The organism is Nostoc sp. 'Peltigera membranacea cyanobiont' 232, from assembly GCF_002245985.1.
Classification (GTDB): domain Bacteria; phylum Cyanobacteriota; class Cyanobacteriia; order Cyanobacteriales; family Nostocaceae; genus Nostoc.
The window spans coordinates 1-20,536 of the sequence record NZ_NOLK01000147.1; the positions used below are offsets into that span (position 1 = coordinate 1).

A 20,536-nucleotide genomic window follows, 5' to 3' on the forward strand; every position below is an offset into this window, starting at 1 on the left:
TACCCCATAACTGAAATGGATAACAAATAAAAAAAACTCCTAATTGGTCTAAAACTAGGAGCTTCGTTTATTCATTGCTTGATAATTGCAGTATATGCATTTTTAATGATTTCTCTCATCTACTTAAAGAATTAAGCTAAGGTTTGAAAGCAGATACTCTTGTGCGATGGCGTACCCGCTCTTTTCGGTGGCGATCGCACTGAGATTTACTCAAAAAAGTAAGATTCTGGCGCTTAAGCAGCCGATGCATCATCACCAAGGGCGATCGCTCAAAGCAGTTAATTTTTCCTCGCTTGTATTTTTTATGGGCATAGCCCGAATTTCACACGCTTCGGTGCGATCGCTATCCTTCTTCTTTTCTACTCTAGTTCTGCCTCTAATTCCTTGAATTCTTTGTACTGTCTATCTTTGTGCTGCCAGTATTTATTGACTGTTTCTTTAGCTGCAACTGCACTTTCATATTCTGTTCCACCTTGGAGAGTTAATCTTTCTCTTACTTTTTTCCGAAGGTCAGAGATGATTTTACCGTTAACTTTGCGGGTTTTAGCCCAATCTAAAATAGTTTGTGGATAAGAACTAGTGCCAATATATTTACCTTGAATAATTTCTGGTAGGCTGTACCCTTTTAGTTCGCTTATCCAATAGTAAATAAATTTGAGGTCTGGGTCTTTTTCCTGAATATTCTTATTTGGGTTATATATGCGAAAAGTATCACTAAGCGGATTAGTAACACCTGATTGCATCTGCCACTGCCAATTATCAATTGCTAAATCTCCATCTACTAAATAGTTCATATAATGTCTAGCACCGTGATGCCAGGAAATACCACAGTTGATAGTTAAAAACGTTGCACACATTGCCCTCATGCGAAAGTTCATCCAACCCATAGTTTTTAGTTGTCGCATACTGGCATCTACTAGGGGAAAGCCTGTCATTCCCTCCTGCCAAGCATGAAATAGTTCTTGTTTTTCTGGTGCTAACTCTAGGGGTGTATACCATTCATCAAATTCTGGATAACGGTTTTTGTAAGCTATTTCTGGGTAAAAATAAAGGCGTTGTGTAAAACTATCGTGCCAGCGTAGACGGTCACGAAATGCTTTTAAGGAAAATTCTGCTTTGGGCTGATTTGTAAGTTCTGCTGCCCGTGCTTTAGTACGTTGGTAAACAATGCGAGTTGAAATTGTACCAAAAGTCAGATGTGGTGATAAATGCGATGTTGCTCCTTGTTGTGCTAACCAAGGGCGTGAAAGTTTCCAATGATAACCATTAAATCTACTTTTAATAAATGAATTTAATGTAGCTTGTGCCTGTGTTTCTCCACCAAGAAAATATACCTGTGTTTGCAAAAAAGCACGATATTTATGTTTGAGTTCAGAAAATGTAATTTGGGGTACGTTTAGAGAAAGTGATGGAGTGTTGATATTAGTGGGAGTTTGATAAATAGATTGTCTCTGGTATGTGTAATACTCGTTAAACCACTGCTCACGTTTATCTTGTGATTGTAAAAAGTTGTTTAGTCCCAGATGATAATCGAGATTTAATGCTTGATACAAATTAACTACGGTTTTATCTCGGCTAATACCATACTCGACTTGGACATCACGATTTAAGTAGAGTTTTGGTCTATGTCCCTGCTGTGTTAATTGTTGAGTTAATTCTTGTATAATCTCTACAGAATTACCTTCAAATAATATTAGTTTGCTGCCTAATTTTTGTAACTTGCTATCTAGATTCTCTAAAGACTCAAACAAAAACCGCACCCGCCCTTTACCGACATCAACCCATTGATAAAACCAAGGGTCAATAATGAAGAATGGTAAAACTGCGGCATTATTGGCAGACGCTAAGGTGACAATTTCGTTGTCAGTCAAACGTAAGTCTCGACGAAACCACAGAAGGTGCATAACTCAATTTTCTATATCAACTTAATAATACAATTGTACTAAATAATTTTAATGGTGGAACTAAAACTATGACCTATACACGACTGTGGGGCGGCTTGTGCCGATTACTACGGTGATGATGGAAGTGGCAGGTGTGAAGATGGAGCAACTGTAGGGGTGCGAGGGGGCGATCGCCTACGGCGGCAAGCTACGCCTGTCTACTACATTTCCTCTAAGAACGCGATCGCCTATGCTGGGCTTTAAGAGCGATCGCACCCCATCAATCCCGCTTAAACACCGCCACCAACAACCCAACTGGTACCAGCCTAAGAGTGCAGCTTGAGGAGTGTAAAAAATCTGTTGGGAACCAAACACTGAACCATCGGGGCTAATCACGCGAAACTGCCAGCATTTACCAGGAGTGTAAAACACCAAAAGAATATAGCCTGATAACTATTTAAATAACCTCAAAAATCAGAACAAACTTAATATTCTCAAAACTCAAATATTAAACAGATCAGGTCTATACAATCGTAAATCTCTTCCTAATTTACTATCGGCATCAAATCTAAATTGATAAAGTGGAATCATTTTAATCGAAGTAACTGGCTGGAACGGAAGTAGTTTAAAGAATTGTTTAGCAGGCTGATGGAAGTAAATCGCTTGTGTCGAAACGTTACCTGATTGAAATGGTGCTATACTCGCTACATTGCTCCAAGGGGATCTAGTACAAAAGCCGAATTGATGCAACTCAATCCCTTCTGGTGAAATGACAATTTCAGTGTTTGCAACTCCGATTAGAAAACTACCAATTATTATAAATAAAATAAAACTGGATGCTAGAGTTGGCAGAAACATCCCCATTACTAAACAAAGAAATAGGCTGACAACAATAGTTATGCCTCCAATAGTAAGTAAGGATTTACGATTATTTTGGTGATAAACCTGTCTCAAGCTCATTGGGCAAACCTATAAAACTCGAATCCACACCATTAGGACATTTTGCACCATTACCAGTATCAAATCAATCAAATATTCTAATTTTATAATTTTTAGTTAACTGAGCATAGAACCGTCCAAAACCATGCCCTATACACGATTTTCTTCCTGCCTTTAGTACGTCCCGCTCATCGGTGAGATCCCGTGGGAGGGGAATAGCGGCGAGGGCGGTGATGAAATTTACAAAGTTTGGACGTGCGATCGCCATTCTGGTATTCATAAGATATTAAGACAAAATCATTTTTGTAAACTAGTAATAATACTGGGAATATTCTTAAAAATTAGGTATTAAATTAATCTTTAGACTTGATTTTGAGGCAAGAATGAATGATGCTTTTAAATGTGACGCATAGGCGATGCCTAACGGCTGGCTACGCCTGAGTGGGATCACTTGTGTAAGTTCTCTTACCAAACAGCGTAGACAAGCATTTACCGCAGGGCGATCGCTTGTCTTTCGCCACCGTTTATAGTACATTTGCATTGATAAAACTGCTTAGAGAAAGCCACAGTCCCCGCCTCAAGTGCGGGGATTTTGTTTTAGTAGTTGGGGTGATGGAGTGCGTAGAGACATCGCACTCATAGCAACTTTTCCTCGCTTGATTTTAAGTTCCACATCACTTAAAAAACTCCCCTTCATTCAAGCAAGAAATTTTACTATAAAAACACAAATTGCGCGTATTCACTGATGTAAGCGGCAATTTCGCATGGTTAATATGTAGCAAATAATATAGCATCGGCTACTTAAGCTAGAAGGTAAAGTTTCTTTCATTAAATGACTATCAAAAAACCCTTGGCCATTAAACAGCCAGAGGTGGGGCGAATCATTCGTGATTTGCGGCTTTTGGCTGGGCTAACGCAAGAACAGTATGCAGCCACTCTAGGCGTTACTTATACCACGATTAATCGTTGGGAAAATGGACGATCAACGCCGTCGCCGCTAGCGATGGAGAAGATTGAGGGGATGTTGGAGAAGATGGGCGGCGAGGGTCAAGATTTGTTGGCTAAGTATTTGCCGAATTAATTGTTTGCTCAGTTTTGGTATGAGCGGTAAGCGAAGCCATGCCTACGGCTTATCGCAGTAATTGGATTTAGTTCAGGGGATAACTACATGGTGCAAGCCAAACGCAGAGCAAATACTGCCAACACTATAGGGCTACTGATTCCGACCCTGCTGCAAGGTGAGGTTGAAGGATGGCGAAATACGGGCTGGGCTGGTGTTACACAGACTACATCAGAACTTTTGAGCTACTGGTTTGAAGAGGACAGAGACGGGCCACAGTTCCATCAATGCCAGCAGCGGGCGATTGAAACTATCATCTACTGCCATGAAATTTTAGGGATTGAAAACCCTTACCAGCTGTATGAGAATTTTGCTCCTGAAAGTCCTACAGTTCAAGCGGTTACTCGCTCAAAGGCTTTGCAGGATGAACTAAACCCGATTAGCTTCCCCAAATACTGCTTAAAAATGGCAACGGGTAGCGGTAAAACTTGGGTGTTAAATGCGCTCATAGTATGGCACTACTTCAATGCTCTAAACGATGAGCGTCCTGGTTTATTTACCAGCCGTTTTTTGATTGTCACTCCTGGACGGGAAGTACAGAAGCGAATTTTAGTGTCTCTTGAATTTGACCTAAGCCAGCCGTTGTTTGTACCCCCTGGTACGCGATGGCGCGATCGCTTTTACTATGAGCTATATACCCCCGATGACTTTCGAGAAAATCTTACTCTCACTGATGGCGCGTTTTTAATGGTGACAAACTGGCAGCAGTTCCGGTTTGCGAAGGATAAACCGTCACTGTGGGAAGAATTTATGGGGGAACGTGAGTAAATTCCCAAAGCAGAAATTATTGCAGACTTGCTGACTGAATATCCTGATATCTGCGTTCTTAATGACGAGGCTCATCACGTCCACGCTACCAAACGACCCAATTCTGAAACAGGAAAAGATGAGGAGCTAATCTGGCGGCGGTTTATGACTTTCTTAAAGCAATGCCAACAAGAGCGTCATGAGTCAGCACCATACCGAGTTTTTCAGCAGATTGATTTTTCAGCAACTCCCTTTTATGGCAGTGGAGACAATAAAGACTACTTCCCTCATATTGTCTATGACTACGATTTACCCCAAGCTTCAACAGATATGCTGGTTAAGCAGCTATTCTTGGAACAGCGCCAGGGGGCTAACTTAGCTGATTTGGACTTTAGGGCAGAACGCACACCAGCTATAGGGAGAAAGCGGGGTGAAATTATTGGCTTGTCCCGTGGTCAGAAAATCATGCTGGAGATTGGCAAATCCAAACTAGAGCAGCTGACACAGGAATTTAAAGTTAATGGGATTAACCGCAAGCCTGTAATGCTGGTATTAGCTGAGGAAACAGATGTTGCTGACCTTGTGGGTGAACACTTCGCCGCCTTGCCTGATGAAGATGGCAACTACTACGACAGTGAGCGCGTGGTGGTTTACCATTCCAACTTAAAAGACGCTGATTATAAGACTGCTGAGGTAAAGCTAGAAGACATCGACAACGGCAATAAACCCCTGCGGGTGGTAGTGTCGGTGCTATCAGTTCGAGAAGGTTTTGACCGTCATAACATTTGTGTAATTGTCATGCTCCGAGCCAGTGAAGCTGACCTACTCCTGGAGCAAGTTGTTGGGCGTGGTCTACGGGTGATGTTCCCAGATTACAAACCTGAGTATGACCAGATTCAAGACCTAAAGAAAGAAGCACGGCAGCAACTTCTCAACCGGGAACAGCCCAGCAACGCTTTTGATTGTTTGTTCCTGGTGGAACACCCCAAGTTTAAGGACTTTTACGAGAACTACTTGCGATCGCAGGGTTACACTGTTGGCTCAGGTGACAGTTCGGGACAAAAGGCCGCGGGTGATTTAGTTGTAGTAGATGCTGATACTTTACGAATTCCCAAGTATGACATTTGCTGGCCTATACAAATTTTTGACAATACCCCTATCCCTAACTTAGCTGATATTGAAGTGAATTCTTTGGGGCATTACCCAGTCAAGTTTTCATTACAAAAACAGATGTCAGCTAAGACGTTGATAACTGATGTTCACGTTGAGACAGAAACGAAGGCTAAGACTTGGGTACTAGAAAACGATTACTTTGACTACAACTTTTTCTTACAGCAAATAGCTAGGACGGTTACACAGTCAGGTAAGATGATGCACCTAACCGCCTTCAGTTCTGAGATTGCCGCTTTAGCAGATGAATATGTCAGCCGTTGGCTATTCACCGAAGACATTGATTTCACTGACCCTGAGAACTATATAGTTCTTCAAAGTCAGCAGATAGTTGATTTTATCGTTAAACAAATCCGTTCTGCGATCGCACGGGCGACAGGTGACTTGCAATATCAGCCTGGGGCAGTGTGGCGCAAACTGTCTGATGTCTCTCGGCTATTGATGCGACAGTCAAACATGGTAGCTGTACAGCGCTGCATTTATCCTTATCAGGCTGTGCAGACGGTTAAGGGGGGGTTTGAGCGGCGGATTATCAGCAAACTGCTGAATCCATCACCGGAAGTTTTAGCATTTGCCAAGCTAGACCGGAAGCACGATTTGATTATTGCGTGGCGAGATGACCGAGGAATTCAGCGCAAGTATGAGCCAGATTTTGTTGTTAAAACTGCTGACCGGATATTTTTGTTTGAGACAAAGGGCGACCACCTTATAGGCGACCCCAGCACAGCTTTGAAGGCTCAGGCTGCTGTTGCTTGGTGTAAGGCTGCTTCTACAGTAACTCCGCCGGGATCGCAGCCTCAAGAGTGGGAGTACATCATTCTCAAACAAAGTGTGTTTGAAACACATGAAGGTGCTTCCTTTAATGCGCTACTGCCAATAATGCGAATGGAACGAGAGGCGCTGATTGCTGGGCTTTATGGTGAATTAGGTTTGAATATTTAGGAGGAATTATGAGTGAACTAACAAGAGGCAGACGCAAAGATTCAGTAAAAATGATGTGGGATACAAAGCCAAAACGCGCTCCCAATCCCAGAGATATTGAGTTCCAAACTGCTGAAATTGTAATTCCTAATCCTCAACAGGATCAGGGTAATATTCCTTTATTTGTAACTCCAGAGTACGGAAGTAGCTAATAAATAAAATCTAGACTAAATGAATATATTATGATATTTGATGAGATGAATAAGTTCAAAGCAAATCGTTTAATCTGGGGCGATAACTTACTTGCAATGCAGGCACTTTTGTCTCAGGGCTATGCTGGTCAAATTGATTTAATTTATATTGATCCACCATTTAATAGTGATGCTGATTACTCTTACGAAATGACTATAGAGGGTCAGCAAGTTGAAAAAGAAGCTAGCATAATTGAGCGACTAGCATACACTGATACATGGGAAACAGGTATAGATTCATACTTGGATATGATGTATCCACGCTTGCAGTTGATGAAAAGATTATTGAGTGACTCTGGAAGTATATATGTGCATTGTGATTGGCGAGTAAACAGTCATTTAAGAATTCTTCTTGAAGAAGTTTTTGGCACTAGAAATTTTGTCAACGAAATTATTTGGAAGCGTCGTGGTGGTGCGCTTAATAACTCTAAAAGTTATGGTGCTGTAACTGACACAATATTCTTATTTAAGAAATCTGATAATTTTATATTTTATCCACTTAAATCAAAAGCATCAGAAGAAGTTAAGGAATATATCAAACAGAGATTTGTTTATGATGATGGTGATGGAAGGCTTTACAGTCGTGACCCAGTTACTAATCCTTCATCTACTCCAAGCTCAAGTTTAATTTATGAATACAAAGGATATAAACCGCCTGCTAAAGGTTGGGCATTTTCAATGGAAACTATGGAAGAATGGGATAGTAAAGGAAAATTATATTTTCCTTCTAACAAATCACAAAGAATTAGAAGAAAGACTTTTTTAGATGAGTACGAAGGGCAGCCTATTCAAAATTTATGGAATGATATTTATGTAATTAATTCTCAGGCAAATGAATATCTTGGCTATCCTACCCAAAAACCAGAAGCTCTTCTAGAACGTATCATCCAAACTTCATCCAATGAAAATTCTCTAGTCGCTGATTTCTTCTGCGGCAGTGGCACAACAATGGCAGTAGCAGAAAAACTCAACCGTCGCTGGATTGGTTGCAACCTTGACAAAGTAGGTATCCAAGTTTCTCGTAATCGCTTAGTTAATCAGGGCGCTAAACCCTTCTTACTAGAAAACATAGGCAACTACCAGCGCCACATGATTTATCTATCTGGTAGCAAAATCAATGAAATGCAGCGAATTATCCTTAAGCTATACGGAGCAGCACCCAGAAGCGATCGCCCCGACCTTGGAAGCCACACCCCCGACGGGCAAGAACCTGAATTGGTGTATGTAGGCTATCCAGACAGACCTGTGACTGCCAAAAAAGTAATCGAACTGGCTCAAGAGGCTGAAATTCTCGACGGTACAGGCTACAAAACGCTAGTAGTATTGGCCTGGGATTATGACTACAATTTCAACACCGAACTAGAGAACCGAAAAGCGGCGTTGAGAACCCCGCTCAAGGTTAACATCAAGCCCCTGACCATTCCCCCAGAAATCTACAACTATCTTAGGAAGGCTAAGAATGAAGACGAGTTAGATAGTCTACGGGACAAAATTACATTCCATGAAAAGCCTTATCTAAAAGTTAGCAAGCCAGAAGTGAGCAATGCTGGCGATGGCAAAGTAGTCATTACTCTGAAGATTGACCGCTATGTGTTGATGAACTATCCCATTCCAGAAGCAGAACAGGTGGAACTTCGTAAGGTTATTAAGGACAACTTTGCTGCGCTCATCGACTACTGGGCGATTGATTGGGATTACGACGGTAAAACCTTCCGCTCTACTTGGCAGGCTATTCGAGGTAATGGGAAACAGGCATCAACTGTAGTAACTATGGCTGCAAGCCCAGAACTGCCGAGCGGGAAACGTGCGATCGCAGTTCGTCTGGTCGATGTCTTCGGCAATGATGCCAGTGCAACGGTAGAGGTCTGGAGTTTAGACTAAGCCATACAAAATGACCCAGCAGGGCTGAGTTAATCAGAGACTTAGCAAAAGTATGAATAATCTAAGGTATTAAACAGCAACAGATGCTTCTTTACGTGGTCGTGTTACTGTTTTTTTAACAATCGGGCATCGGTTTTTACGGTGACGCTTTTTTCCTGCTTCCCAACCAGGGGACTTTCCGCGAGGTTTGGGTGGAAGGGCTGGAGTACCAATCAGCGCAAAAACTCCACCCATAGTTTGAGCGACTCGTCCAGGAGTCAAATTATCGAGTGACTTCTGCCAAGGTAAAGGATTATCAGTCACAATATCACGAGCTAACCACAACTCCCAAGTCATAAAAGGCATTAAGTCACTCCACCGCTCGCATTGTTTAGGAGTGCCTAGCTTGGGAACAGTCCAATGTAAGCGTTGTTTCAAAAAACGATACCAGTGTTCAACGGTAAAGCGACGCAAGTAAAGTCGCCAAACTTCTTCTATTGAAGGCATTTCCTCTCCCACCCCCCTATTCGATTATCATTATTGTATTCTTGTCTCACAGGCATACTACACAATAATTGTTAAAGGTCAGGGATGCTTTAAGGCTGACAAGATAGTATTTTTAACCTCTAATTCCTTTTTATTTGCGTTCTCTCATATCGCTTTTAGTCTAAACTCCAGGAGAAAGAAACATTGGCAGCAGCTCGTAATATTTGTGAGATCCGCCAGTCACACGCCAAACAAAAGGCGCGTTTTTTAGCATCTTTGAAGAAACTACAAGAGCAATATCAAAATTATACAAATCATGGATTTGACAAACAGTTACCCACAGCTATTGCAGATTCATGGACAATTGTCAAAAGTTGCATTGATTTCAAAGAGGGATTTACCTCTCCCCATAATGTAGCTGTGTTGTCAGTACCAGAGGATGTTCGTAGCGGTTGTTACTCGTTAGGTGCTTCTTTGGTAGAATCCGCCCTGTTTAATCAAACGCAGTGAGTAGACGAACGCAAGCCACACTCGGAATTTTGACAATCCTAATGCACCCGTGCTGTGTAGTCGAGGTCAAACTCATATCCGCGTAAAACAATTGGAGTTTGGGAGAAAATGATTTATAAAACAACCATCGATCCTTTAAAGACTATGCCAGACTTCAGTAATGAACCGATACCTGAATTAAAAAATCCGAAAGAAATCTTTCATTCTGGTGACTTGACCTTGAGAATTGAAGGAGAAGTAGTACCTGTAGTAGATGTCCATCTAGGGCAACAGCAATCGATTTACTTTGAGCATCATATTTTACTGTGGAAACATCCGAATGTTCGCCTTGGTGTCAAAGGTTTAAAAGGGGCAGCCAAGCGTTTCTTTGCCGGACTGCAAATTTTTATCAGTGAAGCACATGGGCCAGGGAATATTGCTTTCTCTCGTGAGGCACCTGGACAGATTGTGGTGCTGCAATTAGAGCGTGGACAGACAGTGGACGTGCGCGAACATCAGTTTTTACTCGCTACCAGTAATATTGAGTACAGTTTCTTTTTCCAGCGAGGGCTGGCAAACCTCTTTTTTAGCCGTAGTGGTGGTTTATTTATTGACCGCTTCATTGGTCAACAACAGGGAGGGCTGCTTTTAATCCACGGTTACGGTAATGTCTTTGAAAAGTACCTTGCTCCTGGGGAAGTACTCGATGTTGAGCCAGGAGCATGGTTGTGGAAAGACTCATCAGTGAAGATGGAGACAGTAACGGCGCTGCAATCTAGTGGCGGTATCTTGGGCGCAATTGGAGTAATGCTTGGCGGTATTTCATTCACTCTTAACCGTTTTATTGGCCCTGGTCGAATGGCACTAAGAAAAGCTGAAACACTTGTGGTTTAAGCAGTTTGCAATTACTTGCGTAATTCATGCCGGGGTTTTGTCATCAAGGGGTAAACTTTTGGGCGGCGTTTGCGAACTCGTGGTTCACTTCTGCCAGGGCGATCGCTTCCATGACACTGCATCAAGGACGACCGCCTGATTCCTCCTCCACTGTTCAATAGCTTTTAAAGCTGTAGCCCTTATTCCGTATAGCTTAGAGCTTTTCTTAGTGCCATTCGCATATAGTCCCTGCCTCAAGTGTGGGGATTTTACTTTGTGGGTGCGTAGGCGATCGCTCATCAAGTGTGCAATTTTTCCTCTAAGAATTTTACGGGGGCGATCGCCCTTAAGACAACTTGTAAACGTTGCCGCAAATAATATTAGCGCCTACCTAAATATAGGTAAGCGCTATTGTTTTATTTCAATTCAGGGACAAAATATAGTGAAATGAGTTAAGAGATTTTTACGATTAATTAATTCCAATTTAATTTCTTAGATTGCACTGCGACGATTTAGCAAGTTCCACAAGAAAACAGCGACAATTGCGCCAAGAACCGCTACTGCAATACCGGGAATGCTCAAAGTGGGGGCGGCTAACGTCAAGGTTCCTGTACTGAAGAATACACCGAGACTACCACCAACAAAAGCACCGATAATTCCTAATAAGATTGTTGCTAAGATTCCGCCGCCTTGATGACCGGGGTAGATAGCCTTAGCGATCGCACCAGCAATTAGACCTAAAACAATCCAAGCAAGAATATTCATTGTTTTAATTCGATAGACGTTTTTGACTTACAAATACACAATAGCAATCCCAACATTGACATTCAATCTACCAACAGAATCAATTATTAATAGCCTTGAGGATGAATGCTGTTACTTCTCGTGATATACCCCATAACTGAAATGGATAACAAATAAAAAAAACTCCTAATTGGTCTAAAACTAGGAGCTTCGTTTATTCATTGCTTGATAATTGCAGTATATGCATTTTTAATGATTTCTCTCATCTACTTAAGGAATTAAGCTAAGGTTTGAAAGCAGATACTCTTGTGCGATGGCGTACCCGCTCTTTTCGGTGGCGATCGCACCTCTACCTCGTTTAATTTTTCCTCTCTACGAGACGCAATCATGCGATCGCTTGTATTTGCTGGGGAGCGATGCCTGCGGCGGTAAACTACGCTAACTGTAGTTTCTTTCTCAGTCAACATTCTGCTTAAACTCCATTTGGGCGAAGTGGTCTTGCAGTAGTTTGTGGATGAAGCGGTAGCGACCACCAACACGCTGAAAAATTAGGCGAACGGTGCAGTAATTGAGGAAACGGGCGTAGTTCCAGGGATGTAGCCTGCCCATTTTTCAAGCGAGGAAACTTGAGGATCGCTCTTCTAGCCCCGGAACGGTTACGAAAGATTAGGACTTTGAGCCATCTGTTACACGAAATAGCCCAATCGTGTAACTAGTACGACCCTGTTTGTAGCTTGAACACTCGTATTATAAATAAGCCTAAAAATCTGAAAAGTTGTACAGTAAGCTTGTATATATCACTATTAATACTAAATTTAAGTGCAAGCTGATGGTAGAACCTCTAACGGCAGCAGTGATTGTATCCTTGTTTTTCTCTGAAGCAGTCAAGGAAGGAGGAAAAACGTTAGGTAAAGGTGTGACCGATACATTTACTCAATTGGTAAACACCATCCGTGAAAAATTTAAAGCAGAGGGAACAGAAGGGCTGCTGACTCGCGCACAAAATCAACCTACAGAAGTGAATAAGACAAAGCTACAAGATGAACTGCAAACCCAAATCGATGCTGATGAAGCGTTTGCTCAGAAACTGAAGGAATTAGTCGTGAAGCTACAAGCACAAGATGAAAGAATACGTCAGGTAGTTCTGAGTGAGATTGAAGTAAGTGGCGATTTAAAAGCACAAGATATCAGCCAAAAAGCCACGCGCGATGGTTCAGTTGAGCAAGAAATGCTAAAAGGGATCAAAGCTACAAACATTGATTTGGGCAATTTAAACCAAGAAGCTTAAAAGCATGACTAACCATCCAGATTTTCAAGTTGTACAAAGAATTTTGGAGAATGTTTGGGCTGGTCGTGACATCACAATAGGAGATATTCATCAGATTTATCAAATTGTTATCAATTTGAATAATATTCCTAAACCAACAGGTTTTCCGCAAAATATTCCTGACAGTAGCACAGATAAGTTTGTCGGACGTGCGCGGCAATTAGAACGCCTCCACCACCAGTTACAACGCAATCATGAAGTAGTAATTGCTGCTGTTGAAGGTATGGGGGGAGTTGGTAAAACAGAATTAGCAATCCAGTATTCACTGTTACATTTGCAGTCGCATAATTACCCTGGTGGGATCTGCTGGCTACGAGCAAGAGAAGAAGACATTGGATTGCAAATCGTACAATTTGCAAGAACAGATTTAGGTTTGCAACCCCCAGATGATCTGGAATTACTAGAACGAGTTCGTTGGTGCTGGAAGCATTGGCATCAGGAAAATACTCTTCTAGTTCTGGATGATGTAAAGAATTACAGCGATATAAAACCCTACCTACCACCACAACCATCTCAATTTAAAGTCCTAATTACAACCAGATTAAAACTAGATTTAGCTGATTCTCTGTTTTTGTCAGTTTTGCAAGAGTCAGATGCACTATTATTACTAGCTCAATTGATTGGAGAAGAAAAGAAAAACCAAGAATTGGAAAAAGCTCAAGAACTTTGTCAACGTTTAGGATACTTGCCCCTAGCATTGCAACTAGTTGGGCGATATGTCAAAAAGCGCCGGATATCTTTAACAGAATTACTACGACGTTTAGAGTCAAAAGGGCTGGGTCATCCTTCTTTAATAGTGAATGAAAATGACCCCACTTGGACTTTAAATATCAAACGAGGAGTAGCGGCTGCTTTTGAGTTGAGTTGGTCAGAATTAAGTGACGATGCTCAACAGTTAGGTTGTTTACTAAGTTTATTTGCTTTGGCTTCGATTCCTTGGTCACTGGTGGAACGTGCTGCTGTTGAGCAAGACTTTGAAAAATTAGAAGATACCAGAGTTGAACTAGAAAACTTGCACTTGTTACAGGGTGAAGAAATTTATCAATTACATCAGCTAATTCGTGAATTTCTGAGAGACAAGCAAAACGACTTAGCTACTACGTCTGAGCAGAAGTATAATTTCTGTCAAGTAATGATAGAACTGGCACAGGAAATTCCTGATTCGCCAACTCAAGAATTTATTAGTTCAGTCAAAGACGCTATTCCTCATTTGGCAGAGGTAGCACAAAATCTGATTGATGCAGTCAATGGTGAAAATTTAATTTGGCCCTTTGTTGGCTTAGATAGATTTTATTCGGGACAGGGTTTATATGCGCTTGCATTACCTTGGTTAGAGCAATGTTTATCAGTTGCTAGAGAACGCTTAGGAGAAGAGCATCCCGATGTTGCCCAAAGTTACAACAATCTGGCAGAACTCTACCGTAACCAAGGACGGTACACCGAAGCCGAACCACTGTATCAAAAAGCTTTAGAACTAAGGCAACGGCTGCTGGGAGAAAACCATCCGCTTGTCGCCGAAAGCTACAACAATCTGGCAGTACTCTACGATTCCCAAGGAAAATACACCGAAGCCGAACCACTGTATCAAAAAGCTTTAGAACTTTGGCAACGGCTACTGGGAGAAGACCATCCGCTTGTCGCCACCAGTTACAACAATCTGGCAGTACTCTACTGTAACCAAGGACGGTACACCGAAGCAGAACCTCTGTGTAAAAAAGCTTTGGAACTAAGGCAACGACTGCTAGGAAAAGACAATCTGGATGTCGCCTACAGTTATAACAATCTGGCTTTTCTCTACTTTTTCCAAGGACGGTACACAGAGGCGGAACCTCTGTTTCAAAAAGCTTTAGAACTTTGGCAATCGCTGCTAGGAGAAGACCATCCGAATGTCGCCACCAGTTACGACAATCTGGCAGTACTCTACCGTAACCAAGGACGGTACACCGAAGCCGAACCACTGTATCAAAAAGCTTTGGAAATAAGGCAACGGCTTCTGGGAGAAGAACATCTCAATATCGCCCAAAGTTACGACAATCTAGCAGTACTCTACCAAAACCAAGGACGGTACACCGAAGCCGAATCTCTGCATCAAAAAGCTTTGGAACTAAGGCAACGGTTTCTGGGAAAAAACCATCCGCTTGTCGCCACCAGTTACAACAATCTAGCTTTTTTCTACGAATCCCAAGGACGGTACACAGAAGCGGAACTTCTGTATCAAAAAGCATTAGAACTCAGGCAAGGGCTTCTGGGAGAAGAACATCCCGATGTCGCCAGCAGTTACAATAATCTGGCATCACTCTACCGTAACCAAGGACGGTACACTGAAGCCGAATCTCTGTGTAAAAAAACATTAGAACTAAGGCAAGGGTTTCTGGGAGAAGACCATCCGCATGTCGCCCAAAGTTACGACAATCTGGCAGTACTCTACTGTAACCAAGGACGGTACACCGAAGCCGAACCTCTGCATCAAAAAGCATTAGAACTAAGGCAAGGGTTTCTGGGAGAAGAACATCCCGATGTCGCCAGCAGTTACAACAATCTGGCATCACTCTACCATAACCAAGGACGGTACACGGAAGCCGAACCTTTGTTTCAAAAAGCTTTGGAACTAAGGCAACGGCTGCTGAGAGAAGACCATCCGCTTGTCGCCACCAGTTACAACAATCTGGCAGTACTCTACCGTAACCAAGGACGGTATACGGAAGCCGAACCTCTGCATCAAAAAGCTTTGGAACTAAGGCAACGGCTTCTGGGAGAAGAACATCCCGATGTCGCCGACTGTTACAACAATCTGGCAGAACTCTACCGTAACCAAGGACGGTACACGGAAGCAGAACCTCTGCATCAAAAAGCTTTAGAACTAAGGCAACGGCTGCTGGGAGAAGAACATCCCGATGTCGCCACCAGTTACAACAACCTGGCTTTACTCTATCGTTCCCAAGGACGGTACAGCGAAGCGGAACCACTGTATCAAAAAGCTTTGGCAATTACTGAACTTAGGTTGGGGGTAGATCATCCCAGTACAGCCACTATCTGTGAAAATCTGAAATCCTTGCGCGATAATTATGCTTAACACCAGTCTAGTTAAAAATTATAAACAAGCTAGTAGTGCAGCGTTACACTTTTGAGCCATTACGTGTAATTACTGCCTATATATATTGATCTGGCGTGATCGCTTTTTGGCATTCAGCCGCAGATTAACCCAACAAGAGCGATCGCTGCTTGGGCGGAAAACATATTTATCAATTTATATAAACTAAACTGTTGAGTTTGCCCCTGGTTGCAGCTACCTTCACACTACCCCGGGTTGCCTTGCGTGTCGTTACATCCGCCACGGCCCCAACGAATCCCGCCGAATCCGCTGCCAGTGCCGTCGATCTTCTCCATAAAAGTTGTACCCGAGATCCGTAGCTTGAGCGTTCCATGTCCCCACGCTTGTCCGCGAACGTCGGCCCACTCCCCATCAATGATATTGCCGTTTCGCGTACCTTTGAACGCATTCGTCCAGGAACGACCGTCGTCACCGCTCATTCCGACCCACCAAATGGTACTGCCGATGGCATGAAGGTGGTATGTGCCCCCATCATTCGCCTTCCAAACTCCGCTAACATACTTCGGCGCGGCACATTGCGCGTGTATGGGCGCTGCGGACGCAGCAAGCAGCACAAGACCTGCCAATGCGATACTTGTTGGAACAAAGTTTTTCATCCGAACCTCCCTGCTGAAATGCACATGTTACGAAGCTCCCTTCCATTGAAGAGAGCGAAAGAATCGCGTTTTAACAACAAAGTACGTTCGAGTACCGCTTATACTTGAACCATACGCCGCCATCTCTCAGAATTGCTGCTCATATACTGCCTTTCCCCCGCCCAACTATTTATTATACAGAAAGTTTCCGTATAATCACCCTTTACGGTAGAATTATATAGAATTTTTCCGACATCAAAACTGCGAGCGCATTAAATGAAAGAGCCATTACGTGTAATTACTGCCTATATATATTGAGCTAACGCGATCGCTTTTTTGGCATTGAGCCGACAACCGTGTAATTTGGGTTTCTTGAGAGAATGTACTCTACTAATAACAAACAAGCCTGCCTTGAGATCACAACAGACATGAGATAAGCTTGTAATTAATTTAGCTTTACATTACTGAGATACAAAGACCGTGTAAAAGTGGTCAATTGATAGCTATAAATGTATTTTTGTAATTAATTACATTTGTATTAATACTCTTTTGTGCATTTGTAAATTTGTAATTTAGGGATTAAGCTTGGTATTGTTACTTTCTGGAATTTGTCATCACCTAATGAATTACATTTTTACAAAAACACATTTATGAAAATTGCAGTTTTGAACCAGAAGGGGGGCAGTGGCAAGACCACAGTATCTATCCATTTGGCTCATGCTTTTTCGATGAGAGGGTATCGAGTATTACTTGTTGATACTGACCCTCAAGGCTCAACCCGTGACTGGGCAGCAGCACGTAATGGTGAGGCTCCATTTAGCGTTATTGGTTTGGATCGTCCTATCTTGCATAAAGAATTGCCCAAACTAGCGCAGGGGTATGATTTTGTTTTCATTGATGGTGCGCCAAGAGTTTCTGACTTAACCAGATCAGCAATCATGGCAGTGGATTTTGTGCTGGTTCCTGTACAACCATCTCCTTTGGATGTGTGGGCAGTGCATGAGGTAGTAGAACTGGTACAAGAGGCCACTATATATAAGCCAGACCTAACAGCAGCATTTTTAATCAACAGAAAGATAGTGAACACTGCTCTTGGGCGAGAAGTAACTGAAGTTTTAGGAGAATACCCCTTTCCAGTGTTAAAAGCACAGATAAGTCAAAGGGTAGCATTTGCTGAGTGTTTAAACATTGGTAGTACTGTTTTGGAAGCTGCCCCGAAAAGTGCTGCCAGTGATGAAGTACGAGCAGTTGTTGAGGAGATATTAGCGGCGAAGGAGGAAACCAATCATGGCAGAAGTTAAAAAATCACAAAAACTAAGCTTGAGGCCAGGTGTTCAGAAAACGCCTGTAAAAGATGAAGCAGCAGCGTGGGTGGAAAGTCGTAATGGTGCTGAAACTCCTAGTACTACAGGGACAGAAGAAGTTAACAACGGCAAAAGCAAGCGAGTCACTTTTGAAGTTACCTCAGCACAGCACCAGGAGATTAAAATCCGTGCTACCAAAAAAGGCATCACCATTAAGGAATATATGATTGCTCTAGTTGAGGAGGAGCTAAAAAGCTAATGTAAGAAATTACATTATTACACTTGTATTTATTTACATAATTACATTATTACAACTGTTTGGAGATTTCAGACGCAGTTGGCTCTCGTTGGGGTTTGAGTTATGAGTGATTTAACGGTTAATGATGGTTCATATCAGCAGTTGTTAGATCGCATTGGTGAGTGTTTGGCGTTGGGGCGACAACGGGCTTTTGAGCAGGTTAATTCAGTTTTAGTAGAAACTTACTGGCAGATTGGGCGTTATATTGTCGAGTTTGAGCAAGCGGGCAAGGAACGGGCAGAATATGGCAGTAAGTTGTTACAGGTGCTTTCACGAGATTTGAAAGCGTTGTATGGTAAGGGGTTTAGCCGTTCTAATTTGCAGTATATGCGTCTGTTTTATTTGAACTATGAGAATTGCCAAACACTGTCTGGCAAATTGAGTTGGTCGCACTATACGGAGCTTTTAGCTATTTCGGATGATTTGGCGCGGTCATTTTATGAGCAGCAGTGCATCCAAGATCGCTGGAGTGTGCGGGAGTTGAAACGCCAGAAGGATTCGGCTTTGTTTGAGCGGGTGGCGTTGAGTAAGGAACGGGCGGAGATTTTGGCACTGGCTAAGGATGGGCAACGGTTCGAGTCGGCGCGGGATGTGGTCAAAGATCCTTATGTGTTCGAGTTTTTGGATTTACCAGACCGCAATTATCGTGAGAGTGAGTTAGAAAATCGTTTAATTGCTGAGTTGGAGAAGTTTCTACTTGAGTTGGGCAAGGGGTTTGCATTTATTGGGCAGCAATACCGAATTACGTTAAACAACACGCATTTTTTTGTGGATTTGGTGTTTTATCATCGCATTCTCAAGTGTTTTGTCTTAATCGATCTGAAGACGCAAGCGGTAAGTCATCAGGATATTGGACAGATGAATATGTATCTAAATTATTTTCGCGCTGAGGAGAATATGGAGGATGACAACGAGCCAATAGGGATTGTGTTGGCGCGAGATAAGGATGAGATTTTGGTTGAGTATGCGACGGGTGGTATTTCTAATCAGCTTTTTGTGTCAAGATATCAACTTTATTTGCCAGATCCGGAGGTTTTAAAGCAGGAGTTAAGGCGGCTTTTGGAGGTAAATGATGGGTGATGTTCCCTGCCCCCTCTCAAGAGATGTCGTCATACTACTATTTAACGACATCCACGCCCAAATCATTAAGGGTTTTTACAAAATATTGACATTTATAGGTAAAGTACTATACCTTTTTTCCAGATGTGTTGATTGCTCATCGACACCACTCGCCAGAACCTTGAAAACCGCATAACTTCGTTGACTGGTGTCGATTGCTTACACAGCAACGTTTCCAAGCTGTGAAATCCACTAATTATTGAGAATTTATTGGGAGTTATTGACACTAGAAAAAGTGGTGTCGATTTGGGTATCTCAAACCCTATCTCTGTAAGGTTTCCAGAAGTGAACTCTCTTTACAAAGTCATTGCCCCGCAAGGGGATGGAAACTCAAAATAACAGCAGAAGAAATCAAGACTACAGTCCACTTTACAAAGTCATTGCCCCGCAAGGGGATGGAAACCCTTGAACTGGTGGTCTTGCTTGTGCCGGAGGGGTTAACTTTACAAAGTCATTGCCCCGCAAGGGGATGGAAACGCTTTCTCGCCTGCGTCCTTGCCGATATTGAGACTTTACAAACTCATTGCCCCGAAAGGGGATGGAAACGTGATACGGTCTACGAGCGTCGTCAGAAAATCCACGTAATATTTTCTAAACCTCTTCCCCTAACGGGGATGGAAACTTGTCAACCGCAGTTTGAACGTCAGTGGGAACCGTCCCATTTTCTAAGACTTATTACCCCGCAAGGGGATTAAAACGTTGCTGTGTCTTGGTCTGGGTAGTAGATTTGTCCTGAGTTTCGACAACTTATTACCCCTAACGGGGACTATTCGCATCAATTTCTAGCTTTTTATCAGTGTCTAGCTCTACACCATTTCTAGCCACAGGTGACAACATCGACAACGCCGCCGCCGCTCCCAATACCTGAGCGTCAGTCACTTCCAAATATCTCTGCAACTGTTCTAAATTCCGATGCCCCGAAATTTCCTGTATTACCCTCAAGGGAATACCAGCATTGCTCATCTGGGTTAAGGCAGTACGCCTGAAGCTGTGGGTCTGGATAGTAAAAGCCCACCCGAAAACGCTTGCTATTGCGTTGGTGGGCGGGTAAGGTGGGCAATCTAACCTAAAAATGGGTGATAGTGTGAGAAGAGATTTTTATACAGTCAAGAATTAATGGTTGCTAAAAGTTCTTCTTTTCTTTTTTCTAATTCAGATATTTTTCGCTTCAAACTTCGGATTTCTGTACTAATTTTTGATAATTCAGCTTTGCACTTTTGAGTTTTTAAATAATCCGACCCATATTTTTCAATGACAAAATCTTCTACCTCATTCCTTAAGAGTTTGAAGCAGGGATTTCCATATAAAGTGTTGTGCC

The 20,536-nt window shown here is 42.5% G+C and carries 23 protein-coding genes and 1 pseudogene; 14 read left to right on the top strand and 10 right to left on the bottom strand.

What is annotated here, in order from left to right; genetic code table 11:
- Window positions 1-166 precede the first annotated feature (166 nt).
- Window positions 167-388, top strand: coding sequence for a hypothetical protein (locus CDG79_RS41550; protein WP_143855633.1), 222 nt, complete (start codon window positions 167-169; stop codon window positions 386-388).
- Here CDG79_RS41550 and CDG79_RS31705 read toward each other — a convergent pair.
- The 4 genes from CDG79_RS31705 to CDG79_RS31720 form a co-directional block, all read right to left on the bottom strand.
- On the bottom strand, window positions 360-1,904 hold the full coding sequence (locus tag CDG79_RS31705) for an FAD-binding domain-containing protein (protein ID WP_094345668.1): 1,545 nt from the start codon (window positions 1,902-1,904) through the stop codon (window positions 360-362). The two genes, CDG79_RS41550 and CDG79_RS31705, sit on opposite strands and share 29 nt — an antisense overlap.
- 174 nt (window positions 1,905-2,078) lie before the next feature.
- On the bottom strand, window positions 2,079-2,318 hold the full coding sequence (locus CDG79_RS31710; RefSeq protein ID WP_094345669.1) for a hypothetical protein: 240 nt from the start codon (window positions 2,316-2,318) through the stop codon (window positions 2,079-2,081).
- A 66-nt stretch (window positions 2,319-2,384) separates the two neighbouring features.
- The gene (locus CDG79_RS31715) at window positions 2,385-2,843 is read right to left on the bottom strand and encodes a hypothetical protein (RefSeq protein WP_094345670.1); all 459 of its coding nucleotides are present in this window, start codon (window positions 2,841-2,843) and stop codon (window positions 2,385-2,387) included.
- A 64-nt stretch (window positions 2,844-2,907) separates the two neighbouring features.
- The gene (locus tag CDG79_RS31720; protein WP_143855634.1) at window positions 2,908-3,102 is read right to left on the bottom strand and encodes a hypothetical protein; all 195 of its coding nucleotides are present in this window, start codon (window positions 3,100-3,102) and stop codon (window positions 2,908-2,910) included.
- 552 nt (window positions 3,103-3,654) lie between these two features.
- On the opposite strand from CDG79_RS31720, the gene CDG79_RS31725 reads away from it, so the two are divergent.
- The 5 genes from CDG79_RS31725 to CDG79_RS31745 all read left to right on the top strand — a co-directional run bounded on the left by CDG79_RS31725 (window position 3,655) and on the right by CDG79_RS31745 (window position 8,912).
- Complete coding sequence (locus CDG79_RS31725; RefSeq protein ID WP_094345672.1) at window positions 3,655-3,903, top strand: helix-turn-helix domain-containing protein; 249 nt, start codon at window positions 3,655-3,657, stop codon at window positions 3,901-3,903.
- A gap of 87 nt (window positions 3,904-3,990) precedes the next feature.
- Window positions 3,991-4,710, top strand: a complete 720-nt coding sequence (locus CDG79_RS31730; RefSeq protein WP_094345673.1) for a DEAD/DEAH box helicase family protein — start codon at window positions 3,991-3,993, stop codon at window positions 4,708-4,710.
- Window positions 4,711-4,737: 27 nt separating this feature from the next.
- Window positions 4,738-6,801 carry a hypothetical protein gene (locus tag CDG79_RS31735; RefSeq protein WP_143855635.1) on the top strand — a complete coding sequence of 688 codons (2,064 nt, stop codon included), beginning with the start codon at window positions 4,738-4,740 and terminating at the stop codon, window positions 6,799-6,801.
- Window positions 6,802-6,809: 8 nt separating this feature from the next.
- On the top strand, window positions 6,810-6,992 hold the full coding sequence (locus CDG79_RS31740; RefSeq protein WP_094345675.1) for a hypothetical protein: 183 nt from the start codon (window positions 6,810-6,812) through the stop codon (window positions 6,990-6,992).
- Window positions 6,993-7,037: 45 nt separating this feature from the next.
- On the top strand, window positions 7,038-8,912 hold the full coding sequence (locus tag CDG79_RS31745) for a site-specific DNA-methyltransferase (protein ID WP_189525207.1): 1,875 nt from the start codon (window positions 7,038-7,040) through the stop codon (window positions 8,910-8,912).
- 69 nt (window positions 8,913-8,981) lie between these two features.
- Here the strand turns inward: CDG79_RS31745 and CDG79_RS31750 are convergent, their stop codons facing one another.
- Window positions 8,982-9,398, bottom strand: coding sequence for a hypothetical protein (locus tag CDG79_RS31750; RefSeq protein ID WP_223278445.1), 417 nt, complete (start codon window positions 9,396-9,398; stop codon window positions 8,982-8,984).
- Window positions 9,399-9,581: 183 nt separating this feature from the next.
- On the opposite strand from CDG79_RS31750, the gene CDG79_RS31755 reads away from it, so the two are divergent.
- Both CDG79_RS31755 and CDG79_RS31760 read left to right on the top strand, forming a co-directional pair.
- Window positions 9,582-9,887 (top strand): hypothetical protein, encoded by a 306-nt coding sequence (locus tag CDG79_RS31755; RefSeq protein ID WP_094345677.1) that lies wholly within the window; start codon window positions 9,582-9,584, stop codon window positions 9,885-9,887.
- Between the two features lie 108 nt (window positions 9,888-9,995).
- Entirely contained in the window at window positions 9,996-10,760 is a 765-nt protein-coding gene (locus CDG79_RS31760) for an AIM24 family protein (RefSeq protein ID WP_223278446.1), read from the top strand.
- Between the two features lie 471 nt (window positions 10,761-11,231).
- Here the strand turns inward: CDG79_RS31760 and CDG79_RS31765 are convergent, their stop codons facing one another.
- The 3 genes from CDG79_RS31765 to CDG79_RS42945 all read right to left on the bottom strand — a co-directional run bounded on the left by CDG79_RS31765 (window position 11,232) and on the right by CDG79_RS42945 (window position 12,092).
- On the bottom strand, window positions 11,232-11,504 hold the full coding sequence (locus tag CDG79_RS31765) for a GlsB/YeaQ/YmgE family stress response membrane protein (protein ID WP_094345678.1): 273 nt from the start codon (window positions 11,502-11,504) through the stop codon (window positions 11,232-11,234).
- 257 nt (window positions 11,505-11,761) lie between these two features.
- Window positions 11,762-11,950 (bottom strand): hypothetical protein, encoded by a 189-nt coding sequence (locus CDG79_RS41555; protein ID WP_143855636.1) that lies wholly within the window; start codon window positions 11,948-11,950, stop codon window positions 11,762-11,764.
- A complete protein-coding gene (locus CDG79_RS42945) occupies window positions 11,940-12,092 on the bottom strand; it encodes a hypothetical protein (RefSeq protein ID WP_189525208.1) in 153 nt (50 codons plus the stop codon). The genes CDG79_RS41555 and CDG79_RS42945 overlap by 11 nt, the downstream gene beginning before the upstream one ends.
- Window positions 12,093-12,312: 220 nt before the next feature.
- On the opposite strand from CDG79_RS42945, the gene CDG79_RS31770 reads away from it, so the two are divergent.
- From CDG79_RS31770 to CDG79_RS31800, 6 genes are all read left to right on the top strand, one after another.
- Complete coding sequence (locus CDG79_RS31770) at window positions 12,313-12,771, top strand: hypothetical protein (RefSeq protein WP_094345679.1); 459 nt, start codon at window positions 12,313-12,315, stop codon at window positions 12,769-12,771.
- Window positions 12,772-12,775: 4 nt separating this feature from the next.
- Complete coding sequence (locus CDG79_RS31775; protein ID WP_094345680.1) at window positions 12,776-15,883, top strand: tetratricopeptide repeat protein; 3,108 nt, start codon at window positions 12,776-12,778, stop codon at window positions 15,881-15,883.
- 1,264 nt (window positions 15,884-17,147) lie between these two features.
- Window positions 17,148-17,798: a ParA family partition ATPase gene (parA, locus tag CDG79_RS31785; RefSeq protein ID WP_094345682.1), complete on the top strand. Its 651-nt coding sequence runs from the start codon at window positions 17,148-17,150 to the stop codon at window positions 17,796-17,798.
- The gene (locus tag CDG79_RS31790; RefSeq protein ID WP_094345683.1) at window positions 17,785-18,060 is read left to right on the top strand and encodes a hypothetical protein; all 276 of its coding nucleotides are present in this window, start codon (window positions 17,785-17,787) and stop codon (window positions 18,058-18,060) included. The genes parA and CDG79_RS31790 overlap by 14 nt, the downstream gene beginning before the upstream one ends.
- Window positions 18,061-18,162: 102 nt before the next feature.
- Complete coding sequence (locus CDG79_RS31795; RefSeq protein ID WP_094345684.1) at window positions 18,163-19,179, top strand: PDDEXK nuclease domain-containing protein; 1,017 nt, start codon at window positions 18,163-18,165, stop codon at window positions 19,177-19,179.
- Between the two features lie 434 nt (window positions 19,180-19,613).
- Window positions 19,614-19,913, top strand: coding sequence for a hypothetical protein (locus CDG79_RS31800; RefSeq protein WP_094345685.1), 300 nt, complete (start codon window positions 19,614-19,616; stop codon window positions 19,911-19,913).
- A 61-nt stretch (window positions 19,914-19,974) separates the two neighbouring features.
- Here the strand turns inward: CDG79_RS31800 and CDG79_RS31805 are convergent.
- Both CDG79_RS31805 and CDG79_RS44255 read right to left on the bottom strand, forming a co-directional pair.
- Window positions 19,975-20,220 (bottom strand): annotated as a pseudogene (locus CDG79_RS31805) (tyrosine-type recombinase/integrase); the annotation flags it as partial.
- Between the two features lie 104 nt (window positions 20,221-20,324).
- Window positions 20,325-20,536: hypothetical protein (locus CDG79_RS44255; RefSeq protein ID WP_223278447.1), on the bottom strand; the 212-nt coding region annotated here is incomplete at its 5' end.

Coding starts and splice junctions, on each gene's coding strand:
- CDG79_RS31745 (WP_189525207.1), top strand. CDS start 7,038: ATGAATAAGTTCAAAGCAAATCGTTTAATCTGGGGCGATAACTTACTT.
- CDG79_RS31775 (WP_094345680.1), top strand. CDS start 12,776: ATGACTAACCATCCAGATTTTCAAGTTGTACAAAGAATTTTGGAGAAT.
- CDG79_RS31725 (WP_094345672.1), top strand. CDS start 3,655: ATGACTATCAAAAAACCCTTGGCCATTAAACAGCCAGAGGTGGGGCGA.
- CDG79_RS31730 (WP_094345673.1), top strand. CDS start 3,991: ATGGTGCAAGCCAAACGCAGAGCAAATACTGCCAACACTATAGGGCTA.
- CDG79_RS31795 (WP_094345684.1), top strand. CDS start 18,163: ATGAGTGATTTAACGGTTAATGATGGTTCATATCAGCAGTTGTTAGAT.
- CDG79_RS31760 (WP_223278446.1), top strand. CDS start 9,996: ATGATTTATAAAACAACCATCGATCCTTTAAAGACTATGCCAGACTTC.
- CDG79_RS41555 (WP_143855636.1), bottom strand. CDS start 11,950: ATGTTGACTGAGAAAGAAACTACAGTTAGCGTAGTTTACCGCCGCAGG.
- CDG79_RS31740 (WP_094345675.1), top strand. CDS start 6,810: ATGAGTGAACTAACAAGAGGCAGACGCAAAGATTCAGTAAAAATGATG.
- CDG79_RS31720 (WP_143855634.1), bottom strand. CDS start 3,102: ATGAATACCAGAATGGCGATCGCACGTCCAAACTTTGTAAATTTCATC.
- CDG79_RS31705 (WP_094345668.1), bottom strand. CDS start 1,904: ATGCACCTTCTGTGGTTTCGTCGAGACTTACGTTTGACTGACAACGAA.
- CDG79_RS42945 (WP_189525208.1), bottom strand. CDS start 12,092: ATGGGCAGGCTACATCCCTGGAACTACGCCCGTTTCCTCAATTACTGC.
- parA (WP_094345682.1), top strand. CDS start 17,148: ATGAAAATTGCAGTTTTGAACCAGAAGGGGGGCAGTGGCAAGACCACA.
- CDG79_RS41550 (WP_143855633.1), top strand. CDS start 167: ATGGCGTACCCGCTCTTTTCGGTGGCGATCGCACTGAGATTTACTCAA.
- CDG79_RS31715 (WP_094345670.1), bottom strand. CDS start 2,843: ATGAGCTTGAGACAGGTTTATCACCAAAATAATCGTAAATCCTTACTT.
- CDG79_RS31750 (WP_223278445.1), bottom strand. CDS start 9,398: ATGCCTTCAATAGAAGAAGTTTGGCGACTTTACTTGCGTCGCTTTACC.
- CDG79_RS31770 (WP_094345679.1), top strand. CDS start 12,313: ATGGTAGAACCTCTAACGGCAGCAGTGATTGTATCCTTGTTTTTCTCT.
- CDG79_RS31765 (WP_094345678.1), bottom strand. CDS start 11,504: ATGAATATTCTTGCTTGGATTGTTTTAGGTCTAATTGCTGGTGCGATC.
- CDG79_RS31800 (WP_094345685.1), top strand. CDS start 19,614: ATGGAAACCCTTGAACTGGTGGTCTTGCTTGTGCCGGAGGGGTTAACT.
- CDG79_RS31790 (WP_094345683.1), top strand. CDS start 17,785: ATGGCAGAAGTTAAAAAATCACAAAAACTAAGCTTGAGGCCAGGTGTT.